We start from the raw sequence: 21,266 nt of genomic DNA on the forward strand, positions 1-21,266 counted from the left end.
TATAGATCAATGAGGGATAAGACGCATAGGCAGCGAGTCAAGGGCCCGCAGTGTGTTGTTCAGCCTGCGTACCGGCTCGCCAATAAGTTCGAGCCGCTTGACGCGCTTGGCCAGCGTTGAGAATATGATCTCGCCTTCGAGCCGTGCCACCGCTTGTCCGACACAGCCATGAATCCCGGAGCCAAACGCCATATGGCCGACAGGCTTGCGCTCAATATCGTAGACGTCGGGGTTCTTCCAATGCCTGGGGTCACGATTGGCGGCGCCAAGGAAGAACAGCACTTTGTCATTCTCTTGCATTGGCAGTCCGCGAAACTCCAGCGACTGATTGACCGTACGGAAAAAAGTTTGTACTGCGGACTCAAAACGCAGCCCTTCTTCGAATGCCTGACGGGCCAAGTCGGGGTTCTCGACCAGTTTTTCGTACTGGTCGGGATGATTCACCAGACTGAACAAGGTGTTGCCGATGCCGTTTACGGTAGTGTCTACTCCGGCCGACAAAAACGAACGCACCAACATAGGCGCTTCGTCAAAAGTGATTTCGCCGGCATCGGCAGCTTGATAGATTTGGTCACCGAACCCACCCGGACGCAATTCTTCTCGCTTGCACTGGTGCATGACCCATTCGCGCACGGGCTCGTAGCGCTCGACCGCCTCTTCGAAAATATGGTTTCTAGGACCAAAGGCATTGAAGACCATATTGCCGTACAGCAACAGGTTCTCGCGCCCGCTTTCTGTCAGCCCGACGGCATCCGGGAAGACCTTAAGCGGATAAACCTCGCCCAGATCCTTTACGGCGTCGATGTCACCCTGATCAACCAAGCGATCAATCAGCAATTCGGCCTGCTTTTGAAAGTCTTCGCGCACCTGCTGCATGGCACGCGGAGAAAGTATGCGGGCCAGCACGGTTCGCGAGCGCGTATGCTGCGGCGGATCGGCCTCGAGAATCAAGCTTGGTGGGCGAAATGGCTGCTCAGTTCGGAAATTGGCCAGGCCCACGCCGGCAGACGAAATGAAATTCTGCCAATCATTCAGTCCTGCGCGCACCGTCTCGTGGCGAGCCGATGCCCAGATGCCATAGCTTTCGAGCCAGATCAGCTCGCCCGCACCGCGCATCTTCTCGTGGTACGGATAAGGGTTGGTCAAAAAGTCATCCGAAAACGGGTCGATGTCCAGGCTGGGCACCGAGGCGTTAGGGGCTTCGTATTTTTCAGGATTGTTCATGGCTGTCTCCTACCAGGCCAGGGTGTTAATGATCATGTACCGGAACCTGTGTCACGGATATATATCGATCGAGAATGGCGGTGTCGTGGAGCAAATCGGCACTGGCGCCGGCGTGCATGACTGATCCACGGTCCAGCACGATCGCCTGCGCCCCAGCCCGATTAGGCTTGCAGCAACAGTTTTAGCCGGTGGGTCGCCAGACGAAATACTAGGCCCAACTAGTTGGTAAGTCAACAAGTTGACAAGCCAACCATATGCCTTCTAGGGAAATCCCTAGTGACTCACCTAAGCGTTGAAGTCGTCGACATCGAGCGCGAAGGCTATCGAGAGATCAAGCTTTCAACCAGAGCAACCGTGCCGCGGGTGGCGTAAGCAAAGGCCGCGAGGTTGACATTGCAGGTCAGATATTCAAAGAGGCAGCCGCCCCTTCGTGATATGGTGATATAGATACTCTGGAGTTACCGTTACATAAGAGGAGCGCACCATGGGCAGCACTAATTCTTTCAAAGCCAAGGGTCTGTTAGACGTCGCGGGTAAAGCCTACGAAATATATAAACTCAACGCCGTCGCCGACGCCGGGTTCGATGTTGCGAGTCTGCCCTATAGTCTGAAGATCCTGCTTGAGAATCTGCTGCGTACCGAGGATGGCGTCGACATTACCGCAGACGATATCCGAGCCTTGGCCGGCTGGGACGCCCAAGGTCAGCCCGATCAAGAGATCGCATTCACGCCGGCTCGTGTGGTGCTGCAAGATTTCACCGGGGTGCCCGCGGTGGTCGACCTGGCCGCAATGCGCGAAGCGATGCAAGACTTGGGCGGCGATGCGAATCGCATTAATCCGCTTGCGCCGGTCGAACTGGTCATCGACCACTCGGTCATCGTCGACGTCTTTGGCAGTAGCAACGCGTTCGAGAAGAACGTGCAGATCGAGTACGAACGCAATCTCGAGCGCTATCAATTCTTGCGTTGGGGCCAAACCGCCTTTAACGACTTCAAGGTCGTGCCACCTGGCACGGGCATTGTGCACCAGGTGAATCTGGAACATTTATCGCGTGTCATCTTCACGCAGGAAACCGACGGCGTCACCGCGGCATACCCCGACACCTGCGTGGGTACCGACTCGCACACCCCAATGGTCAATGGCTTGGGTGTCGTGGCTTGGGGCGTGGGGGGCATCGAAGCCGAGGCCGCCATGCTTGGCCTGCCGATTTCCATGCTCATTCCGCAGGTCGTGGGCTTTAAACTTACCGGCTCCTTGCCGGAAGGCTCCACCGCCACCGACCTCGTCCTCACAATCACCGAAAGGTTGCGCCAGCACGGGGTGGTGGGCAAGTTCGTCGAATTCTACGGCCCCGGTGTAACGGCAGTGCCATTGGCCAATCGCGCCACGATAGGCAATATGAGCCCAGAGTACGGCTCCACCATCGCGATATTTCCGATAGACGAAATTACGCTGCAATACATGGAGTTCACCGGCCGCTCTGCCGAGCAAATCGCGCTGGTCAAGGCATATGCTAAAGAGCAAGGCTTGTGGCACGACCCGCTTGCCGAACCGCGTTATTCCGAGCGGCTCGAACTTGACCTGTCCACTGTTGTGCCCTCTATTGCGGGGCCCAAGCGTCCGCAAGACCGGATTTCGCTTGCCGAGGCCAAGCAGGCGTTCCGCGGGACACTGGCAACCTACCTAGACGACACGCCGCAAAAACTGAAGGGCTACGATGAGGCAGTGGCCGGGACATTCCCCGCGTCAGACCCGACTTCGCCTGAACAACCCGAAAAGGTCTCTGACGCGCCTACCGATCATGTCGACGAAGCCCCTCTCAGCGGCCTGCGCCAGAGAGACCCAGTTTCGATCGCGTTAAGTGACGGCGCCGAGTGCCAGATCGATCATGGCTCCGTCGTTATCGCGGCAATCACTTCCTGCACGAACACATCCAACCCGACGGTCATGATGGCGGCTGCGCTGCTGGCCAAAAATGCGGTGGAAAAAGGGCTTTCCCGCAAGCCGTGGGTCAAGACCAGCCTGGCGCCGGGGTCTCGGGTCGTCACTGATTATTATGATCGCGCCGGTCTTACGCCATATCTCGAAGCGTTGGGTTTCAACCTTGTGGGTTATGGCTGTACCACCTGCATTGGAAACTCCGGCCCGTTAATACCAGAGGTCAGCCAAGCGGTGAACGAGCACGACTTGGCCGTCGTATCAGTGCTATCGGGCAATCGCAACTTTGAAGGCCGAATCCACGCCGAAGTGAAAATGAACTATCTGATGTCGCCTCCGCTGGTGGTGGCATACGCCTTGGCCGGCACGATGGACATCGACTTGTTCAATGACGCACTTGGTACCGGAAAAGACGGACAGCAGGTGTATCTGAAAGACATCTGGCCCACCGCCGGCGAAGTTGCACAGGTAGTGGAATCGTCCATCGTCTCCGACATGTACAGAAGCGGCTACGCTGACGTGTTTGCCGGCGACGAGCGCTGGCGGCAACTGCCCACACCCGAGGGCGCCATTTTTGACTGGAGCCCCGATTCAACCTATGTTCGCAAGCCTCCATACTTCGAAAACATGCCAAGAGAACCGGAGCCCGTCTCAGACATCAGCGGCGCACGGGTTCTGGCCAAACTGGGCGATTCGGTAACCACCGACCATATCAGCCCCGCAGGGTCCATTGCCAGGAGCTCCCCTGCGGCCGCCTACCTTACCGAGCATGGCGTGGCCCCCGCAGATTTCAACTCGTATGGATCTCGCCGCGGCAATCATGAGGTGATGATACGCGGCACGTTCGCCAACGTGAGGCTGCGCAACCAGTTGGCGCCAGGCACCGAAGGCGGATATACGCGAGATTTCACAAAAGCCGATTCGCCCGTCACCAGCATCTTCGAGGCCTCACGCGCTTATATCGAGCAAGGCACGCCGCTGGTCATTCTGGCCGGAGCCGAATACGGCTCCGGCTCGTCGCGCGACTGGGCTGCAAAGGGTACAGCCTTGCTTGGTGCGCGCGCGGTCATTGCAGAATCGTACGAACGTATCCACCGCTCGAATTTGCTGGGCATGGGAGTTTTGCCGTTGCAGTACCTGGACGGGCAAAACGCCCAGACACTGGGGTTAACAGGGGAAGAGGTTTTCGAAGTGGTCGGCATCACGCAGCTTAACGGTGCAAGCAAGGTGGAAACAGTAAGGGTAAAAGCCGGCGATGTTCAGTTCGATGCACTGGTGCGAATTGATACGCCCAGCGAAGCTGCCTACTATCGCCACGGCGGCATCATGCAATATGTATTGCGCAGCTTGCTGAACTAAGGGCGGGTGCTGTTAGCTACAGATCGCGGGCCCGTCCACCGATGGTGGCAGAGAAACTCGCGACAAAAGCACCCAGCAGCAAGGCGGCGAAAGCCCACAGGGAAAAAGCTGCGGCATATTTTCTCGCTGCGTCAGCGGCTTCTCGCGCCTTCGTCTCAGCTTCCTCGAACGTTTGTTGCGCCTGACCGCCAATTTCGTTCAAGCGCGCGCGCGCTTCACTTTCATCAATATCCGCTCGCTGTGAGATTAGCCGAACCAAGTAGGTTTGATCCGCCTCGGAAATTTCGCCTTTCACCACGCTTGTGCTCAGGATTAAAGCAACCTCACGGCGGTCGTCCCCTTCGCGAACTCCGGCATCCATACCGCCGGAGCGCAGCAGTGCATCGGCAAAGTAGTCCATCGAGGCGGCAGGGTCATCAACGCTGGCAAGCTGCCCCGCGGCCGCTGAAACGGCTTGGGTGCCTACCTTGGCGGTACCCGATATTACCGAACCCACCATGAAGCCATACACAACAAGGCCCACAGCAACGCTAAGCGCCCAAACCAGAAACCCATGCGCAGTATCGCGAAAATAAATTTCGTCACTTCGCGGATCTGTCCATTTTGTACGCAACCGCCCGGTTACGTAACCCGCAATGCCATAAGCAATGATATGCGTCAGGAACATCCAAAGTATGGTACCCACGGCAACCGTCGTTACTGACGCCCCATCGTTCTGCCATGGAGATACCGCCAAAAGCCCTAGGCCCGTTCCCCCTGTGACAAGGGTCGCCATCAATGCCGCAGCTATCACGGCACCCGCGATAACCGCCCCCCACGATACAGCCGACCGCGTGGATTCATCGAATACGCGAGCCGATTGGCCCGGTGCTGAAAAATTCTCAGTTGTTTGCATGACATGTCCTTTTTATGATGGTCACACTGCTTGTGCTTACAGAAATATCGCCAGCAAAATAATGATTGGAATGGGAATACCCAATAGCCATAAAAGGATGGATCGCATAGTCGCTCCTGATGGTTCTCCGCAAGCTGCGAAGATCAATTAAATGCCTTAGTGGCGCCAAGTGACTTAGAGGGTCGCCGGGCGGCGCGCTAGCTTCCAGCAAGCAGCGTGCCTTAGGGCCGAACACCTGAAGATTGAGACCCACCAACGCATGGGGACCCCATGCGGGCTATCAATTGTCAGCGACTGGCGAGTCTGCCTGCTACCTGCTGCTCAGCGCTTCCCGCCGGCGAGCAGGCGAAGACGCGTTCATCGTCAGTACAACAGGCCCGTCATTTGCTAGAGTTGACAGAATGGCGCTAACTATCTGGACCATTGGTCACTCGACGCGCAGCTTGGAAGAATTTATAAACCTGCTACAAATCTACGGTGTAGAGGCAATTGCAGACGTCCGTAGTTTCCCGGTTCGCGTAAATACCCCCACTTCGGCCAAGACCTTTTGGTCGAAGCCTTGCGCGAACGCGGGTTTGGGTATGAGTGGTTTCAGATACTGGACCATGAGCAAAGCCAGCACAGAGTATCTTTGTCCGGGAGGCCTCTCTGGTGCGCATTGAGAAGGAAGAAAATAGTTGAAAATCAGTCTGGAGAAAACGGGTTTTTAAGCGTCAAGCCACCTTCCAATATCTGCCCATGGTTCATATCTTCACTATAGAGAGTTTGACACCCCGCGGTAACGGCTGCCGCGACGATGCAGGCATCGTAGAACGACAGCTTATTGCCTTCAGCGATCAAGCGAGCCTGGTCATGCACAGCTTCCGTTAATGGAACAACCTTGCAAAACCCTCGCACAAGCTCAAGAAATTGCGCTATTTCATCCCATTCCATCTGAAGCTTGCGTCGGCATACATGCGTTACTTCATTGAGCACCTGGCCACTTATGACCGGGCCGGCTTTGAGCAGCTCCTCGACTTTGTCCGCCTTGCCCGCGTCTGCCGAAAGCAGATACAGCACAACATTGCTGTCGAGGAAATGCTCGCATTTAATTGCGCGCATTGGCTTCATCTCGGCTGAAGCGGAAATCGGCTGGGAGCTTGCCCCGGAAGGTGCGCAGGCGCTTCAATAAAGCATCAGCGCCTGGTTTCTTGCGAATGGCGAAGCGGCGTGCGTCGTCTACGATAATCTCAATATCGTCGCCTTCACGTAGCTCAAGTGCCTCTACGACGGCGGCCGGCAAGCGTACGGCCAGGCTGTTTCCCCATTTGGCGACTTGCATACTTGCCCTCCATCAATTGATATACACTCCATATTGTATATCCAATGATACTGATGCGCGTCCATCAGGCGCGGGCGCGGACAAAGGAGCATCGGCGACCTGCACATTAACGGCGGGCCGACCCGCCCGCCCGTCACGCATGGCCGCCAAGAAACGAGCCATCAAGCAAGCCGCTTCCGCATTCGCCGTACTACCGCTGAAAAACAGCAAATCGAGGCCTCTCAGTCGCCCAGGAAGCTTTCCACAGCCTGAGCAAGAAGACCCGGCCTATCCAAATGGACCATATGCCCGCAATCATCAATACGCAGCCGCTCCAGCGCCTTTACCCTGCCCAGGCGCTCTTCGAATTCATCGCGCGAAAATCGCTCGCTGGATAGCGGGGTTTGTTCCACTTTATCCCCTTCCACCCATAGGACCCGGGCTTCAATACTGTTCCAAGCTGCAAGGACCTCGTCACAACGGTACAGTATCGGGTTCACGCGCTTATGCACCGCATCGGCCATCACATGCCAGCGTCCGTCCGATCTGCGTTCGGCCCACTCCCCGGCAAGCCAGATAGCGAACCCTTCTTCCATATGGGGGCTGCGTTTCATCAAGTGGTCGGCGACGTCTTGCAAACTTGCAAATGTGCGGATGGAAACCGGCGTCTTCAATTCTGATAGCCATTGAGCCAATCTGGCCGGCGCCTCGGACGGTGATGTTCGCGCAAGGCCGAACCCCTCGACATTGACCAGACGCCTGATACGCTCGGGGCAAGTTCCCGCATAAATCATCGCGATATTGCCGCCCATGCTGTGACCCAGAAGGTCAATCGGAGCATTCGGCGAGATATGGTCAATGACTGCGTCAAGGTCGGCGTAATAATCGTAAAACCAATAGCTGTCGCTGGGCCGCGAAGCCCTGCTTCCGCCAAACCCTCGCCAGTCAATGGCGATAACCTCGCGCGCTGTACTTAACGTATCCACAAACCGCTGAAAAGAAGCCCCCACATCCATCCAGCCATGAGCAAGAAGAAGCGGAGGCGCGCCCAGCTTCGCACCTTCTTGCGCCGGCCAGCGACGAAGACGATACGACACATCGTTTCTGATCTGGATTTGCTCGGTCGTGCTGGTTCTGCTTGGGGTATAGGAAGATATTGCGTTCATGCGATGATGCTAACACTTGGCGCTGCGGGCGACTGCTCGTTACCCCCCCGGCCACCGCTTCTGGCTGCCGAGCAATACGTCACGCTTCGTTGATCCGCCGGTCGATGCATTGTAGGAAAGCCAGGAACTGGGCCACATCTTCGTCGGACAGATCGCTAATCGCGTGATCGATGATGGGATGTGCCAAGGGCGCTGCTGTCTTGTACATCTTGACCCCTCTCGAAGTCATATAGATATGCGTGTAGCGTGCGTCGGCGGGATTGGCTCGGCGCTCTATAAGCTCTCTATCCTGCATCTGATTGAGTATTCTGCTCAGTACAGGCAAAGTGACCACCATTCGCTGCGCTAGCTGGCCAATGGTGATTCCGTCTCCTGAGAATAGTATTTGCAGAACCCTATGGTGCTGAACCGTAATATCGAAATCTCTCAGTTTTTCCGCGAGAGTAAGGTTCAACCGGTTCAACACACGCGAAATATAGTGCGCGCAATTCAACTGAAGCCTTAGGCTATCCGGCAAGCTTTTGCTTCGGTCCTGGCCTTTCACTATGTTGGTAATGCTTTGACTTCGTGTCATGTTCAACCTTCGTTCTTTATTCCATGCTTTGGTTCAAGCAACCGATATACAACCCGGAAATAAACGCGTCACGGCTTGTACTGGACCAATCCGACGCCTCCCATCCATTCTCGTACGGCTTCATAGATTATCGGTTTACCCGCCGCGCCATCCAGTGCACCGAGCACTGCCATCCACAAGGCCATTTCGTGGCCACCGTTTCCTCCGTCGCGCTCGACGTCATCGTAGCTTTGCGACAGAAGATACTCGAAATCAGGGGCGGCGAACGCATTCATCATGCGCTGGTCCCATTCGACATTGATCAACGACCTGTCCCCCGATGCCATTTCAGCTTCACGCGCATGAAAATCCGCCCGAATGTTCTGATCCAAAGCGCGCGCAGCAGGCCCTTCACGTTGGATTTTAAGTTGGCGCTGAAGCAAGAGGTCGCCTTCGGGAACCGTCTCTTCGTTTACGAAAGGCGGCCAATGCGAGATGCCGCCCGAAGCGACCAGCGCGACCGATTCTGGCCTTTGGTCGATGACTCTTCGAATGCTTCTGCCCAGTTCGAAGCATCGTTCCCATGAAGGAAGGGGCGGCGCAAAGCAATTGATGAACATGGGGACAACAGGAATATCCCGATTAGGCCAAATGAACTTTTTCGGAATAAGAACATTATGATTAAACTCGGCTGCTCCGGAGCGCGCCATATCAAAACCGTCTTTGATGGATTGGAGCAGAATGTCCCTTGCATAGTCTTCGTGTCCGGGGTGCTCTCGACGTGACATTTGCAGCCAAGCTTCGGCGTCAGTTGACGGACCGTAGTGTACGGCCGACACACCAACGGAGAACGTCGGCATATTGTTCAACCAGTATTGATCGAAATGGTCGTTGACGAAAGCCAGGATCAGGTCGGGGTTCGAGCCTTCAAAGTCTGCGCGGACTGTCTCGAAGGCGCGATAGAGGCGACCCATTTGCTCAGGCGGAGGCGCGTCGAGCCTGTCTCCCAGGCCTGGAGTATGTGTCATGGAGATTGCGGCCACAATCTGCTTCAAGTCGCCGGCTTGCCTTTCATTCTGTTTCACGCGTTTTCCCTCGTTCTTTGCTACGTAATTTTGGTGCTGCCGACTAACGCGGTAGCCGCCCTTATCCATGGGTCTTCCGCGCTCAGTCCGTTCATATTGGTATCAAAATGATCGCTGTCCGCAAGCCGAAGCAGATGGACATCAGCGCATGACACTTCCAGAAGTTTCATGGCCATGGCCTGACTTTGCTCTATGATGCGCGGGAAGTCTCGGTCTCCGTAGGCAACCAGAAACCGAACTGCGGTCGGACGGACGTGGAGGATCGGACTGGCAGCAGAATCATCATCTGCCTTGTCCAAAAGATCGCGATACACCCTTTCCTGCCCAGGGTCCCGCTGCCCCTCCGGCGAGCGCAGATCGAAAGGTGTAGACAAAGGCAAGCAAGCTTTGATCGCGTCCATAGGTAGCCCCCTTCGTTCCAGCTCTTCAGGGCTCAGAGCCGCCAACGTTGCGAGATGACCACCGGCCGAGTGGCCGCCTATGGAAAGCGCAGCTGGATCGCCACCGTATTCGTGTATGTGATTCCAGACCCAAGCGATCGCGTCAAACGTATCCAGCAACTGATTCGGAAACTTTGCCTCAGGGGCAAGGCGATAAGAAACAGAGATGAATATTGCGCCGATACGTGTGAAGTGAGGCGCTAGAAAACCCATCCACTCTTTGTGCCCGCTAGTCCAGGCGCCCCCATGCAAAAACATGAAAACGGGGCGTTTGCGTAACGCATCGCCGTCAGGAAGATAAAGGTCCAATGTGTGCCAGTCATCCTCGCCATAGGGCATGTCGAGCACATGCCGCGTGGACGCAAGCGCCTCGGTCGACCATTCAAGAATACTGTCCGCGTATTCTTGCGCACGGGGATGCAACATCGCGGGGCGTGTCGGAAGTGGCTTATAGCTCATGGCTCCACCAACGCCGGCAAGGTTTTGCTTCCGGTCGGAATATGCCGCGCTGTCCTCAAGCGTTGCCGTGACATCCACGGATCGTTGGCCATGTGATTCATGAGGAATGGCCGCATTTCATCCGGGCATACGCCTAACACGTCGTAGAACATGCTCCAAAGCTGGGTATGCTCGGTAAGTTCTCTTTCCCGCTGCTCCCAACGCTGCAGCGCGGCCGGTATCTCGTGGCGCGAATCCACCTGCCCAAGCTCAAAGGCTAGCGAAAGTGCATTTTGCATGGCCATGCCCCCGCCCTGCCCCAGGTTCGGAGGCATCGCGTGCGCGGCGTCTCCAGTTATGGCTACGTGCCCCTTGGACCAGCCATGAAGCTTTATAAGCGAGTATCTATCCCAGCGAATGTCGGTTCCGATACGGCCTATCCAATGCGAAAGATGGGGAAATTTTTCAGTCCATATTTGCTTATCGAACTGGGGGCCCGCGGCCCGATCGTCGTATGGACAGGTCAACGCCAAATAAATTTGAGTAGGCGAGCAAGGGGTAACCAGAATACGATGCACGCCGTTCCAGTTTTCCATAAAGCGATCGTCGCCATCGTCTGGCACCCGTTCTATCATTGTGCGAAACGCGCCCTCATTGAGCAGCTCGACCTCTCGTGCCAGGTTCAAGGAATCCCGCACGCGCGATCCGACACCATCGGCGCCCAGCACGAAGTCTGCCGCCAGTCGCTCGCCGCTTTTCATCAGCAGGACCCCTTCAGCCTCCGCACCGATCACCTCGGAACTCGTGACGATCTCCACGCCCTCTCGTAGCGCGGCATTCAATAGCGCCTTGAGAAGCTGTTGCCTGGGCAGCGCATAGACCAGAACGGGATCCGCGTCTTGATTGTTGATACGAGGAATCACATTGTTGTTCTTGTCACGAAACTCGGATGCGACACAGCGACTGGTATTTTGCAAGGCCTCTCTTCTTGCACCTATCGCCTCCAAAACGCGAAGGCCGTTTCCCCATATATAAATGCCCGCCCCGGCCTCTCGTATCGTCGAGTTTCGTTCGTGCATGCGGACCTTCCAGCCGTGCTGCGCCAGCTTCGTGGCCGCGGTTAGAGCGCCCAGGCCGGCGCCGGCGATTTCAGCGGAAAGTTGGTGCTTCATATTGACTCCAAAAATTGACTTCTTTCGTGTAAGACGCCGGGCTATCTCATGAGCGACGGGAGATAGAGCGCGATGGCGGGAATCGCAATAATCAAGGCCAATCGCACCATATCCGCAAGAAAGAACGGCAAAATACCCTTGAACGCCTCATTGATGGACACATCGGGGAAAATCGCTCGCAGCACGAAAACATTGAGCCCCACCGGCGGAGTGATAAGGCCGATCTCAGTGGCGACCACCACGATTATTCCGAACCATACCGGGTCAATTCCCACGGCGGTGACGACGGGCAGTAAAAGAGGAACCGTCAGCAAGATCATCGAAAGACTTTCAAGCAACATCCCAAGCACGAGATATACGCCGACTATCACCACGATAAGAGCGACAGGCGACAGGTCTAAGCCGACTATCCATTGCTCTAACGCCCCCGCTCCACCCGAGACGCTAAGAAAATTGGAGAATAAAAGCGCCCCGAACAGCAAAAAGAACATCATTGCTGTTGTACGCATCGTCTCAACGGTAATCACCAATAGGCTTGACCAAGTTAGCGTTCTACGCGCAAGAGCAAAAATCATGGCGCTGGCAGCGCCCACTCCGGCCGCTTCATTCGGAGTGAATATTCCGCCATATATTCCACCTAGAATGAGAAAGAACAAAAAAACCACCGGCCAAACTTTCTTTAGCGCCGCCAGACGCTCTCGTAGCGTGCCTAGTCGAGAACGCGGGCCGGCCGACGGATCGAACGTTGTAGTTGCCGTTACGGCAAGACTGTACAAAGCAACTCCAAGCACCCCAGGCGCAATGCCGGCGATAAAAAGTTGTGCGATGTCAGTGTTGGTAAGAAAGCCATAAATGATCAGCACCACGCTCGGTGGAATCAGCATTCCCAGAGTTCCGCCAGCCGCGACGGAGGCCAGTGCCAAGCGATCCGAATATCCATACCTGCGCATTTCTGGAATGGCGACCTTGCTCATCGTGGCGGCGGTTGCCATGCTGGACCCGCAGACCGCGCTGAAGGCTCCGCACGAAACAATCGTCGCGTGAGCGAGCCCGCCTCGCCAATGCCCGACAAAGGCATGCGCCGCCGAGAAAAGCTCTGAAGACATGCGGGATTGGGCAATAAGGTTGCCCATCAAAATAAACAGCGGGAGCAAAGAGAAGTTGTAGTTCAGTATGTTGTCTGCCACGATCTGACCCACCATCGCTACAGAGGGATCCCAACCTACAAGCATGCCGAAGCCCACGAACCCCACAACTCCTAGCGAGATGCCGACGGGTATCCCAATGGCCATCAACACCACAAGCGCCGCAAAACCGATTAACGCAAAGGTATAGTCCATCAGCTATGGGCCTCTTCTTTCACAATCACCCGGCGCAAGAACAAGCCAAGCGTGATCAGCCCAGCGAGGCCGAGAAGCAGAGCCAGCGTAAACAGAACCGGAGCAAGGGGTATTTCAAGCATTGCCGTGCGCCCTCCGGTTTCCAGAGACCTGAGCGCTTGGCCGTATAGACACCAGGCCAGGAACAACTCGGCGCCGGCCGTCAACAAGGAAGCCAGCACTCTTTGAATAGCCAGGACTCGTCCCTTGAAGTAGCCCTGCAGCAGGTCTACGGTGAGGTGGCTTGAATTTAGCGCGACCAAGGGCAATCCCAACGCCACAACCACGCCTATCGCCAACTCGGTGAGCTCGTACGCTCCGATTACCGAAACATCGGAGGCAGTTCTTGCCAGCACATCCACTACGGTTATCAGCGTCAATATGGCTAAAGCTATTCCGCCGAGGACGCCTAGAACGGTCATAAGCTTCGACGGCGCTTCGGGCTTGGCAACATTAACGTTGGCCAAACCGTCACTCATCGCTTGCTCCTTTCTTCTCGCTTTCATACTCCTTGATATGGCGCTGCACTTCGTCCAGCAAGGCTTGACCGTCCACGCCCTTGCTTTGCGCCACTTGCAACCATTCCTCTGTAATGGGAGCCAGCTTTGCCTCGATTGCCGTGATCAACGCTGGATCCGGGTCAGCGATCTGCATGCCTCTTTCTTCAAATGCTTCGATAGCGATACGATCCTGGTCGTCCCAGACCTTGCCGGCTTCTATGGCCAGGTTTTCCCCGGATACGCTCATGATCCCTTCCTGATCCTCTTGCGAAAGAGCATCCCACTTGGCTTTGTTCATCACAAGAAAAAATGTAGAGGAATAAAGGCCCTTGGGTATTCTTGTCATGTAATCAAGATACTGGTCCATCTTGAAGCTGTAGATGCTGTCCGGCGGCAGAATCACCGAGTCGATAATCCCCTTGGATAGCATCTGATACGCCTCGGTAACCGGAGCGGTAATTGGTATGGCACCCAACCGCGCCGCAATCTTGCTGGGTATGCCGTCCGAGGTTCGGGTTCTTAAGCCCTGAATGTCGTCTATCGTCCGGATGGGTTTCTTTCTAGTAAAAACCATGGCTGGGCCGTTGGAAAACACACCGAGCAATTTGACATCTTTATATTCATCATGCTCGGCCATCAGTGCCTGCGTCGCGCGCCAATTGGCAACTGACAACGATTCCGCGCTATTTGCCACGAACGGCAGTTCGGCGAACATAGCCAAGGGAAAAATTTCTACCGTATAAGCCTGATTGTTCGACGTAAGATCGGCAACGCCTGTACGTGCCAGATCAAACTGCCTGGGCGGAGCGCCCAGCGAAGCAGGGGTGAACCTGATCTTTACGCGCCCCTCGGTTGCATGCTCCACCCGTTCGGCCCATGGCTGATAGATGCGGGAATGAAAATGATGTGTAGCTGGTGTCCACCGATTGAATGTGAGAACAGTTTCACTGACCGCTGCTGCACTCCAGCCCACCGCCCCGGCAAAAAGCCCGGCCGCGACGAGTCTTGAAACGTATTTGCGCCACTGCTGCATTGTCTTCCTCCTTGGGAATGAAACAACCAAATAAACGCCTTATAGTTGTAAATACAGTTGTATTAACAAAGTATCTGACAGCAGAAAATCATTGTCAACAAAGGGTATTCCCGGATTTCAATAGCGAACAGCCGTGTTTTTTTATTATTGTAATTACAGCTAATAAGGCTAGAGGGAGGGTTCTGAAAGCCTTTCCATTCGACCGTCTAGCAGAGAGAGGGGCGCACTAACGGCGCCGCCGTGCCCTGATCACCTACAAACCCAACATCCTCGGCAACCACAGCACGATATCGGGAAACAAAGCCACTATCGTCAAACCGATCAATTGCAGTATCACAAAGGGCACAATTCCAGCATAGATGTGCTGCATGGTGACGCCAGGAATCTTGGCGCCCTTCATGTAGAACAAGGCATAACCGAACGGCGGGGTTAAATACGATGTTTGCAGGTTCACAGCCAGCAGAATCGCAAACCACACCAGAAACTCTCCCTGGCTTACATGGCCACCGAAATCAAGTGACTCCAGAATGGGAATAAACACCGGCAGGATGATCAGAATGATTTCAATCCAGTCGAAGAAGAAACCCATTATGAAAACCACAAACATCATGAGCACGAGAATGCCAACCGGGCCGATACCGAGCTTGTCGAAGAACTCGGCAATGATGTCGTCACCGCCCAGCGACCTGAACACATAAGAGAAAGCCGTAGCACCCAGGAAGATCATGAACAGCATGGCGTTGGTCTTGGCGGAGCGGACCAATACATCTTTCATCACCGGTAAAGTCAGGTTGCCTTTGAAGGCAGCAAGCACAAACGCGCCGAATGCTCCGACCCCGCCGGCCTCGGTTGGGGTGGCCACACCGACAAAGATGGAACCCAGCACCAAGACAATCAAAAACACCGGTGGCAGAAAGCTGCGGAAAATCAAAGACGTCAAGGCGCCGGCGCTTGCCGGCGCTTCGTCTTTGGCCATGATCGGCGCAAGCCGCGGCTTGAACAGGCACAGAATGAAGATGTACACCATGTACAGAGCGGCCAGAAGCAGGCCTGGAAAGAGCGCCCCCATGAACAATGCGCCTACGGACACCGCCAGCAAGTCGGCCAATATCACAAGCATGATGCTCGGAGGTATCAAAATACCCAATGTGCCTGAAGCTGCAATGGTGCCGGTCGCCAACTGCACCTGATAGCCTCGTTTTAACATCACAGGCAGCGCCAGCAACGTCATCATGATTACCGAGGCGCCCACAATTCCCGTTGTCGCGGCCAAGATTGTGCCCATCATGGTGACAGAAATGGCCAGACCGCCCGGCACTCTGCGCAACAGCACCTGCAGGCAATGCAAGAGGTCAACGGCGATGCCGCTGCGCTCCAGCATGGTCCCCATCAAGATGAACATGGGAATGGCAACCAGAATCGGTTTTTCGGCCACGCTGCCCCAGATACGAGCAGTAATGTTGTAGAACTCAACGAACGCGAAAAAATCGACGTAGTAGCCGATCATTCCGAAGGTGAGCGCGGTACCGCCAAGTACGAATGCCACCGGGTATCCGGTGAACATCAGAACGGCCAGCATCACGAACATGTAGATGGGTAGGTTTCCCAGAATATCCATTTTTCCGCCCAATTGTGAATTGTTGTTATGTGGGTGTGCCGTCGGAGCCGACATCAAACGTGAGTGACGGCACAAGATCGGGCCTGAACAACCTCACGATGCTTCTTAGCAGGACACTGACACCGCTGATCGCCAGAACCAGCGTGCCCAACGGAATCGCCGCTTTAATCAGCCAGCGGTACGGCAATCCGGTTGCCGAGGATGAAATCTCACTAACTTGCCAGGAACGCTGGGTTAGCTCGATACCGTAGTAAATAACAACGAAACAGAACGGCAGTAAACATAGGATGCATCCCAGAATCTCGATCCAGCAGTGCACTTTTCGCCCAAATTTTTCGCGCACGATGTCGATACGCACGTGGGTGTCGTGCATATACCCCAGCCCAACGCAAAACATGAACAGAATCGTGTGCAGATGCCATTCAAGCTCTTGCAGCTTGGACGATCCGGACGAAAAAAAATGACGCCCGATGACGTCGACCATAATGACCAGAACCAGCACCAGCCCTGACCACGCAGCAATGATGCCCACTTTTTCAACGAACCGCCCGAGCGCGGTCGACAGTCTTAGAATGCCCTGCATCGGCTGCTCCACTGTTGGTCTACGTTTAACCCGCACTTTCAGATGCAACGGGGGCTTGTCAGGCACCCCGACAATACCCCGCTGCCGTGTGCGATTTATTCTTTGACAGTACTAAGTTGGCGCCAGGGTTTGTATTCTTCACGAAACTTGGCGTAGTTGTCGTAGGCTTTCTTGAACTCGGGGAACTCTTGCGATTCCTCGACGATCACTTGTTCCCACGCATCGCGAAACGCTGCAATGATCTCGGGTGACCATTCATGGGCCGTAACACCCTTGTCTTGAATGGCCTTAAGAGCCGCGGGCTGCCTGAATTCGCCTTCGGCAATGGCTTGGCGCACATTGTCGCCACACATCATTTCGACCTGAACCTTCTGTGTGTCAGACAGTGCGTTCCATTTGTCCATGTTGATAATAAGCTCATAGAGCGTGGCCGGTTGGTGCCAGCCTGGAAAGTAGTAATGCTTGGCCACCTGATGGAATCCCAACTGCAAGTCAACGGCAGGCATTGCGAATTCGGCGGCGTCAATGGTGCCCAGCTCCAGCGCAGGGTAGATGTCGCCGGCAGGAATCAACTGGGCCGAAACCCCAAGCTTTTCCACCACCTTTGCGCCCAGACCAAAAATGCGCATCTTCATGCCTTTGAGGTCGTCCACCGAATTGATTTCCTTCCGGAACCATCCCGAAGCTTCGGATACGGTGCCGCCACACACAATGCCTTTGATATTGTTCTTGGCATATATCTCGTCGTATTGCTCTTTGCCGCCGCCATAGTAGAAATAGGCCAGCATTTCAGGCCACTCGGGGCCAAAAGGAACGGCAGAGAAAATGGCCAGCGCCGGGTTCTTGCCGTAGTAATAACCCGAAATGCCCCAGCAAGCGTTCACCGCGCCGTTCGAGACCGCATCGAAGCATTCGGCAGGAGGAATGAGCGCACCCGGCTCAAACACCTGAAACTGAATGCTTCCCCCCGATACCGCCTTCACCTTATTTGAAATATCGGTAATTTGTGTGCCCACATGAGGTAACTTGGTAGGAAACCAGCTTTGAACTTTCCAACGCACCCGGGCATCTTCGGCGACTGCGGCGCCTCCACCCAAAGTTGACCCGATCAGCACAGCCAACGCGGCTGCTTTCACACACCAACGGACAGACTCTTTCACGGTACACCTCCTAAAGGATGGACCTGCATTTCTGCCGGATGGGGATTCAGCCTGAACCCTGCCCCGACCATTTTGAATTTATTGTGTGTAGATGTGCCACACCGCCAAATTAACTGATAGTTTCCTACAACACAACAAAAATTTCCTAATGAAACCATTAATAGCGGAGATTTAGCCTATGACACATTAAAAAGTTGCTTTTTAAGAAACATGGACGTACGATAAGCTGAAAGTTTGTTCGCGCCCATTTCCCGGCACACAGGAGGCCCAGATGGAATCAACACACTTAGACGAGCGTCTTAAAGGCAAATTGCAGCCAACCATTGGCGGCTCCACCTATGTGGACCCCGAGCAGCTTGAATGGGAGAAATCCCAGTTCGAGAAAATCTGGATGAAAGTGCTGTACCGCAATGATGCTGAAGGCGAGATGACCGTGCTGCTCAAATGGGAGCCAGGCGCAGTATTGCCTTTCCACCGTCACCCCGAACTGGAACAAAGCTTCGTGCTTGAAGGTTCGTTCTATGATCACGACGGCATATGCCGCGCAGGCCAATATGTATGGCGCAAGCCGGGCTCCCTGCATGAAACCCGTTCTGACGAAGGCTGCGTGTTACTGGCGATTTATCGCAAGCCAAACGTCTTTTTCCATACCGCGGGCTTCCAAAAAAACGACTGATACGCTGGCCGTTAGCCGTGTTTGGCTTTTGCTTTGCAAGGGCCGCCGAGTTCGCCGGTAGAATAAGCCATCAGGAAACTGGCACCGTCGTTGCACCTATAAACAAGGCGCAACGTCGTAGCGGACACAAGCTATGAAAGCAAAAAGAAATACAGTCGCCCCCTTACGTACCAAACAGCCGGCACCTTCACCCCAAGAGTCGCCAATCAGCAGCGAGGAAATCGCTGTGTGCGCCCGCCTGAAGGCATTGCGTATCAACAGCGGGCTCACCCTTGATGTTCTGGCCGAACGCTCTGGGTTTACCAAGGGCTATCTATCCAAGATCGAAAACGGCAAAAGCGCGCCGCCCATTGCATCTCTGGCCCGCATTGCCCGAGCCATGAACCAGGAACTGAGTTACTTTTTTGTTGACCCGATTCAAAACGAAGATTCGCTTCAACCTGTTCTTGATCCGCGAATCTCGGTGGTTCACCGCTGGGAACGCAAGCCCGTGGTGCGCGGCGGAACGGGGTTTGGCTATGACTATGTCAGCCTGGCGCACAAGAAAGCCCACAAGTTCATGGAACCCTTCATTTTCACTTTCCCGTCCGAAGTGGATATTGACACTTACTTCGAACATCCGGGTGAAGAGTTCATATACATACTGGCCGGGGAAGTCGAGTTTGAAATCCAGATAGACGGCCATCTGCGCCGCTGGAACCTGGAACCGGGCGACAGCATGTATTTTGAATCCAGCTTGCCTCACCGGGGGCGCAGCCGAAGCGGCGATGCGCAGGCACTGGTTGTAGTCATGGAGCACGATCATCAGGCCGAGCCGGAGGAATAGCCGAGTCGCTCTAAGCCCCGGGCGTTTACCGCCCGAGCCATTCGACCTACTTATTTTGCAACTTTTCGGCCTTATGGTTTCCTACCATGAAATAAAGACATAGTATGGAAACTGCGGTTGACACAGCAGGAGCTTCCATGAAGATCGCCGTCGTACTTTACGACTTTGTCGAACCCATCGAAATTGCAATCCTGGGGACTCTATCGATGGCCAAGCGAGTCTATCCGCAACTTACCTATTTCACGGTTTCGCAAAGCAGCGCGACCGTAGAACTTCAAAATGGCTTGCATGTAAAAACCGATTATGACTTCAGCACAGCGCCCGGGTCGGACATCGTTGTGGTTACCGGCGGGCCAGGCTGGAAGGCTCAGGCAAAGAATCCGCAAATATTGTCATTCCTCAAGGATCGCAGTTCCCAAGCCGATACCTGCATTGCAAGCGTCTGCACAGGCGCCCTGATTCTTGCCGCCGCCGGCCTGTTGGATCACAAGCGAGCCACCACCAAAGTGCCTGTCATTGCGCCAGAAACTTGCCCCCTGACAACGCTGGCTGAAGAGCATCCCACCGTCGAAACAATCGAGGCGCTCGTGGTCGACGAAGGGAAAATCATCACGGGGGGCGGAGTCAGCCTGTGCATCGATCTAACGCTGTACTTGCTTGAGCGCTTTTTAGGGGAAGACGTCGCCCAAGAAACCGCACGAATCATGGAATATGGCGCGGCTCACGAGGCGAATCGGAAGCGGCTGCCAATTTACAAACAGGGGCGTATTAGCGCGTGATTTAATGGCCGGCTGAATAGTGAATTACTCGGCACCGATCGCGGAGGCTGCTGTACACCGTTTAGTAGGAGAGAGTTTTCCAAAGACGCATATTCCAGCTTACTGGGTTGTTAGCGCGTACCAAACCACGACGAGAACCGCTACTGAAGCGAATGCGATCCAGGGGTAATCCTCCCTTTTTTAACGGTCGTTAAAAGTAGAGGCTAAGCGGCCAAGGCCATTTTCTGAATTGGTGTAATGCCGCCTAAGGCCATGTTTGGCCGTTCGTGATTGTATGTCCATAGCCAGCGCGTTGCGAAGTCCTGGACATCAGAGACTGAATCAAATAGGTGATGTGCCAGCCAGTCGTAGCGCACCGTGCGGTTATACCGTTCGATATAGGCGTTCTGCTGAGGTTTGCCCGGTTGGATAAACTGCAATTTGATCTGGCGCTTTTCAGCCCAGCTCATCAGTGCCGAACTGACGTATTCTGGACCGTTGTCACAGCGAATTATTTTGGGCTTGCCGCGCCATTCAATGACTTGCTCAAGCGAACGAATCACCCGCAGTGCAGGCAGCGAGAAGTCCACGTCGATGCATAGGCCTTCGCGGTTGTAGTCATCAATGACATTGAACAGCCGGATGCCGCGACCGTCGGCCAGTTGGTCGTGCATAAAGTCCATCGACCAGATCTCATTGGGTGCGTAGGGCACTATTAATGGCTCAGGTTGCTCGCGTACCATGCGTTTGCGCGGCTTGATACGCATGTTCAGCTCCAGCTCGCGGTAAATGCGGTATATGCGCTTGTGGTTCCATTTAAAGCCTTTAACGTTGCGCAAGTACAAATAGCACAAGCCGAATCCCCAGTTGCGTTGGTTGTGGGTAAGCCGAAGCAGCCAGTCAGCAATCTGTTGATTGTCGCTGCTTAACTTGGCCTGATAGCGATAACACTTCTCGCTGATCCCGAACGCCTCGCAGGCCAGGCGAATACTGGCTGCATACTGCTTGACCGCCCGTTGCGCCATCTCACGACGATGAGATGGCTTCACCACTTTCTTTCAATGGCTTCCTTGAGGATCTCGGCCTTCAGCCGTTCCTCGGCATACATCTGACCTGTCCGGGAATTTCCTACCAGTGAGAACTAGAGATTCTGGCCTGGGTT

At 54.8% G+C, this 21,266-nt stretch carries 20 protein-coding genes and 1 pseudogene; 5 read left to right on the plus strand and 16 right to left on the minus strand.

The features are described from left to right. Window positions 1-6: 6 nt before the first annotated feature. Window positions 7-1,224 (minus strand): cytochrome P450, encoded by a 1,218-nt coding sequence (locus tag ACIY1O_RS08875; protein ID WP_397474733.1) that lies wholly within the window; start codon window positions 1,222-1,224, stop codon window positions 7-9. On the opposite strand from ACIY1O_RS08875, the gene ACIY1O_RS08880 reads away from it, so the two are divergent. Next, window positions 1,223-1,348, plus strand: a complete 126-nt coding sequence (locus ACIY1O_RS08880) for a hypothetical protein (protein ID WP_397474734.1) — start codon at window positions 1,223-1,225, stop codon at window positions 1,346-1,348. The genes ACIY1O_RS08875 and ACIY1O_RS08880 overlap by 2 nt on opposite strands. A 360-nt stretch (window positions 1,349-1,708) precedes the next feature. After that, entirely contained in the window at window positions 1,709-4,522 is a 2,814-nt protein-coding gene (gene acnA / locus ACIY1O_RS08885; RefSeq protein ID WP_397474735.1) for an aconitate hydratase, read from the plus strand. 16 nt (window positions 4,523-4,538) lie between these two features. Here acnA and ACIY1O_RS08890 read toward each other — a convergent pair whose 3' ends face one another. From ACIY1O_RS08890 to ACIY1O_RS08955, 14 genes are all read right to left on the minus strand, one after another. After that, the gene (locus ACIY1O_RS08890) at window positions 4,539-5,417 is read right to left on the minus strand and encodes a hypothetical protein (protein ID WP_397474736.1); all 879 of its coding nucleotides are present in this window, start codon (window positions 5,415-5,417) and stop codon (window positions 4,539-4,541) included. Window positions 5,418-6,101: 684 nt separating this feature from the next. Next, window positions 6,102-6,518, minus strand: coding sequence for a PIN domain-containing protein (locus ACIY1O_RS08895; protein WP_397474737.1), 417 nt, complete (start codon window positions 6,516-6,518; stop codon window positions 6,102-6,104). Continuing rightward, window positions 6,505-6,738 (minus strand): AbrB/MazE/SpoVT family DNA-binding domain-containing protein, encoded by a 234-nt coding sequence (locus ACIY1O_RS08900; protein ID WP_397474738.1) that lies wholly within the window; start codon window positions 6,736-6,738, stop codon window positions 6,505-6,507. Before ACIY1O_RS08900 ends, ACIY1O_RS08895 begins: the two co-directional genes overlap by 14 nt. Before the next feature lie 221 nt (window positions 6,739-6,959). Beyond that, a complete protein-coding gene (locus tag ACIY1O_RS08905; RefSeq protein ID WP_397474739.1) occupies window positions 6,960-7,883 on the minus strand; it encodes an alpha/beta fold hydrolase in 924 nt (307 codons plus the stop codon). A 79-nt stretch (window positions 7,884-7,962) separates the two neighbouring features. After that, window positions 7,963-8,457, minus strand: a complete 495-nt coding sequence (locus tag ACIY1O_RS08910; protein WP_397474740.1) for a MarR family winged helix-turn-helix transcriptional regulator — start codon at window positions 8,455-8,457, stop codon at window positions 7,963-7,965. A 68-nt stretch (window positions 8,458-8,525) separates the two neighbouring features. Then, a complete protein-coding gene (locus ACIY1O_RS08915; protein WP_397474741.1) occupies window positions 8,526-9,521 on the minus strand; it encodes a DODA-type extradiol aromatic ring-opening family dioxygenase in 996 nt (331 codons plus the stop codon). Window positions 9,522-9,541: 20 nt separating this feature from the next. After that, window positions 9,542-10,420, minus strand: a complete 879-nt coding sequence (locus ACIY1O_RS08920; RefSeq protein ID WP_397474742.1) for an alpha/beta hydrolase — start codon at window positions 10,418-10,420, stop codon at window positions 9,542-9,544. Further along, window positions 10,417-11,571 carry an FAD-dependent oxidoreductase gene (locus ACIY1O_RS08925; RefSeq protein WP_397474743.1) on the minus strand — a complete coding sequence of 385 codons (1,155 nt, stop codon included), beginning with the start codon at window positions 11,569-11,571 and terminating at the stop codon, window positions 10,417-10,419. The genes ACIY1O_RS08920 and ACIY1O_RS08925 overlap by 4 nt, the downstream gene beginning before the upstream one ends. 41 nt (window positions 11,572-11,612) lie before the next feature. Beyond that, entirely contained in the window at window positions 11,613-12,911 is a 1,299-nt protein-coding gene (locus tag ACIY1O_RS08930) for a TRAP transporter large permease (protein ID WP_397474744.1), read from the minus strand. After that, the gene (locus ACIY1O_RS08935) at window positions 12,911-13,429 is read right to left on the minus strand and encodes a TRAP transporter small permease (RefSeq protein WP_397474745.1); all 519 of its coding nucleotides are present in this window, start codon (window positions 13,427-13,429) and stop codon (window positions 12,911-12,913) included. The genes ACIY1O_RS08930 and ACIY1O_RS08935 overlap by 1 nt, the downstream gene beginning before the upstream one ends. Beyond that, on the minus strand, window positions 13,422-14,483 hold the full coding sequence (locus ACIY1O_RS08940) for a TRAP transporter substrate-binding protein (protein ID WP_397474746.1): 1,062 nt from the start codon (window positions 14,481-14,483) through the stop codon (window positions 13,422-13,424). Before ACIY1O_RS08940 ends, ACIY1O_RS08935 begins: the two co-directional genes overlap by 8 nt. A 253-nt stretch (window positions 14,484-14,736) precedes the next feature. Beyond that, window positions 14,737-16,101, minus strand: a complete 1,365-nt coding sequence (locus ACIY1O_RS08945; protein WP_397474747.1) for a TRAP transporter large permease — start codon at window positions 16,099-16,101, stop codon at window positions 14,737-14,739. 25 nt (window positions 16,102-16,126) lie between these two features. Further along, window positions 16,127-16,684 (minus strand): TRAP transporter small permease subunit, encoded by a 558-nt coding sequence (locus ACIY1O_RS08950; protein WP_397474748.1) that lies wholly within the window; start codon window positions 16,682-16,684, stop codon window positions 16,127-16,129. 95 nt (window positions 16,685-16,779) lie between these two features. Continuing rightward, on the minus strand, window positions 16,780-17,844 hold the full coding sequence (locus ACIY1O_RS08955; protein ID WP_397474749.1) for a TRAP transporter substrate-binding protein: 1,065 nt from the start codon (window positions 17,842-17,844) through the stop codon (window positions 16,780-16,782). 271 nt (window positions 17,845-18,115) lie between these two features. Between ACIY1O_RS08955 and ACIY1O_RS08960 the strand changes: the two genes are divergently transcribed. The 3 genes from ACIY1O_RS08960 (at window position 18,116) to ACIY1O_RS08970 (ending at window position 20,125) form a co-directional block, all read left to right on the plus strand. Beyond that, window positions 18,116-18,520, plus strand: coding sequence for a cupin domain-containing protein (locus ACIY1O_RS08960; protein WP_397474750.1), 405 nt, complete (start codon window positions 18,116-18,118; stop codon window positions 18,518-18,520). A gap of 133 nt (window positions 18,521-18,653) precedes the next feature. Continuing rightward, window positions 18,654-19,346 carry a helix-turn-helix domain-containing protein gene (locus tag ACIY1O_RS08965; RefSeq protein WP_397474751.1) on the plus strand — a complete coding sequence of 231 codons (693 nt, stop codon included), beginning with the start codon at window positions 18,654-18,656 and terminating at the stop codon, window positions 19,344-19,346. A gap of 137 nt (window positions 19,347-19,483) precedes the next feature. Further along, complete coding sequence (locus ACIY1O_RS08970; RefSeq protein ID WP_397474752.1) at window positions 19,484-20,125, plus strand: DJ-1/PfpI family protein; 642 nt, start codon at window positions 19,484-19,486, stop codon at window positions 20,123-20,125. Window positions 20,126-20,328: 203 nt separating this feature from the next. Here ACIY1O_RS08970 and ACIY1O_RS08975 read toward each other — a convergent pair. After that, window positions 20,329-21,230: pseudogene (locus tag ACIY1O_RS08975) on the minus strand (IS3 family transposase); the annotation flags it as partial. Window positions 21,231-21,266 lie beyond the last annotated feature (36 nt).

Source organism: Pusillimonas sp., assembly GCF_044464525.1.
Taxonomy (GTDB): domain Bacteria; phylum Pseudomonadota; class Gammaproteobacteria; order Burkholderiales; family Burkholderiaceae_B; genus Pusillimonas.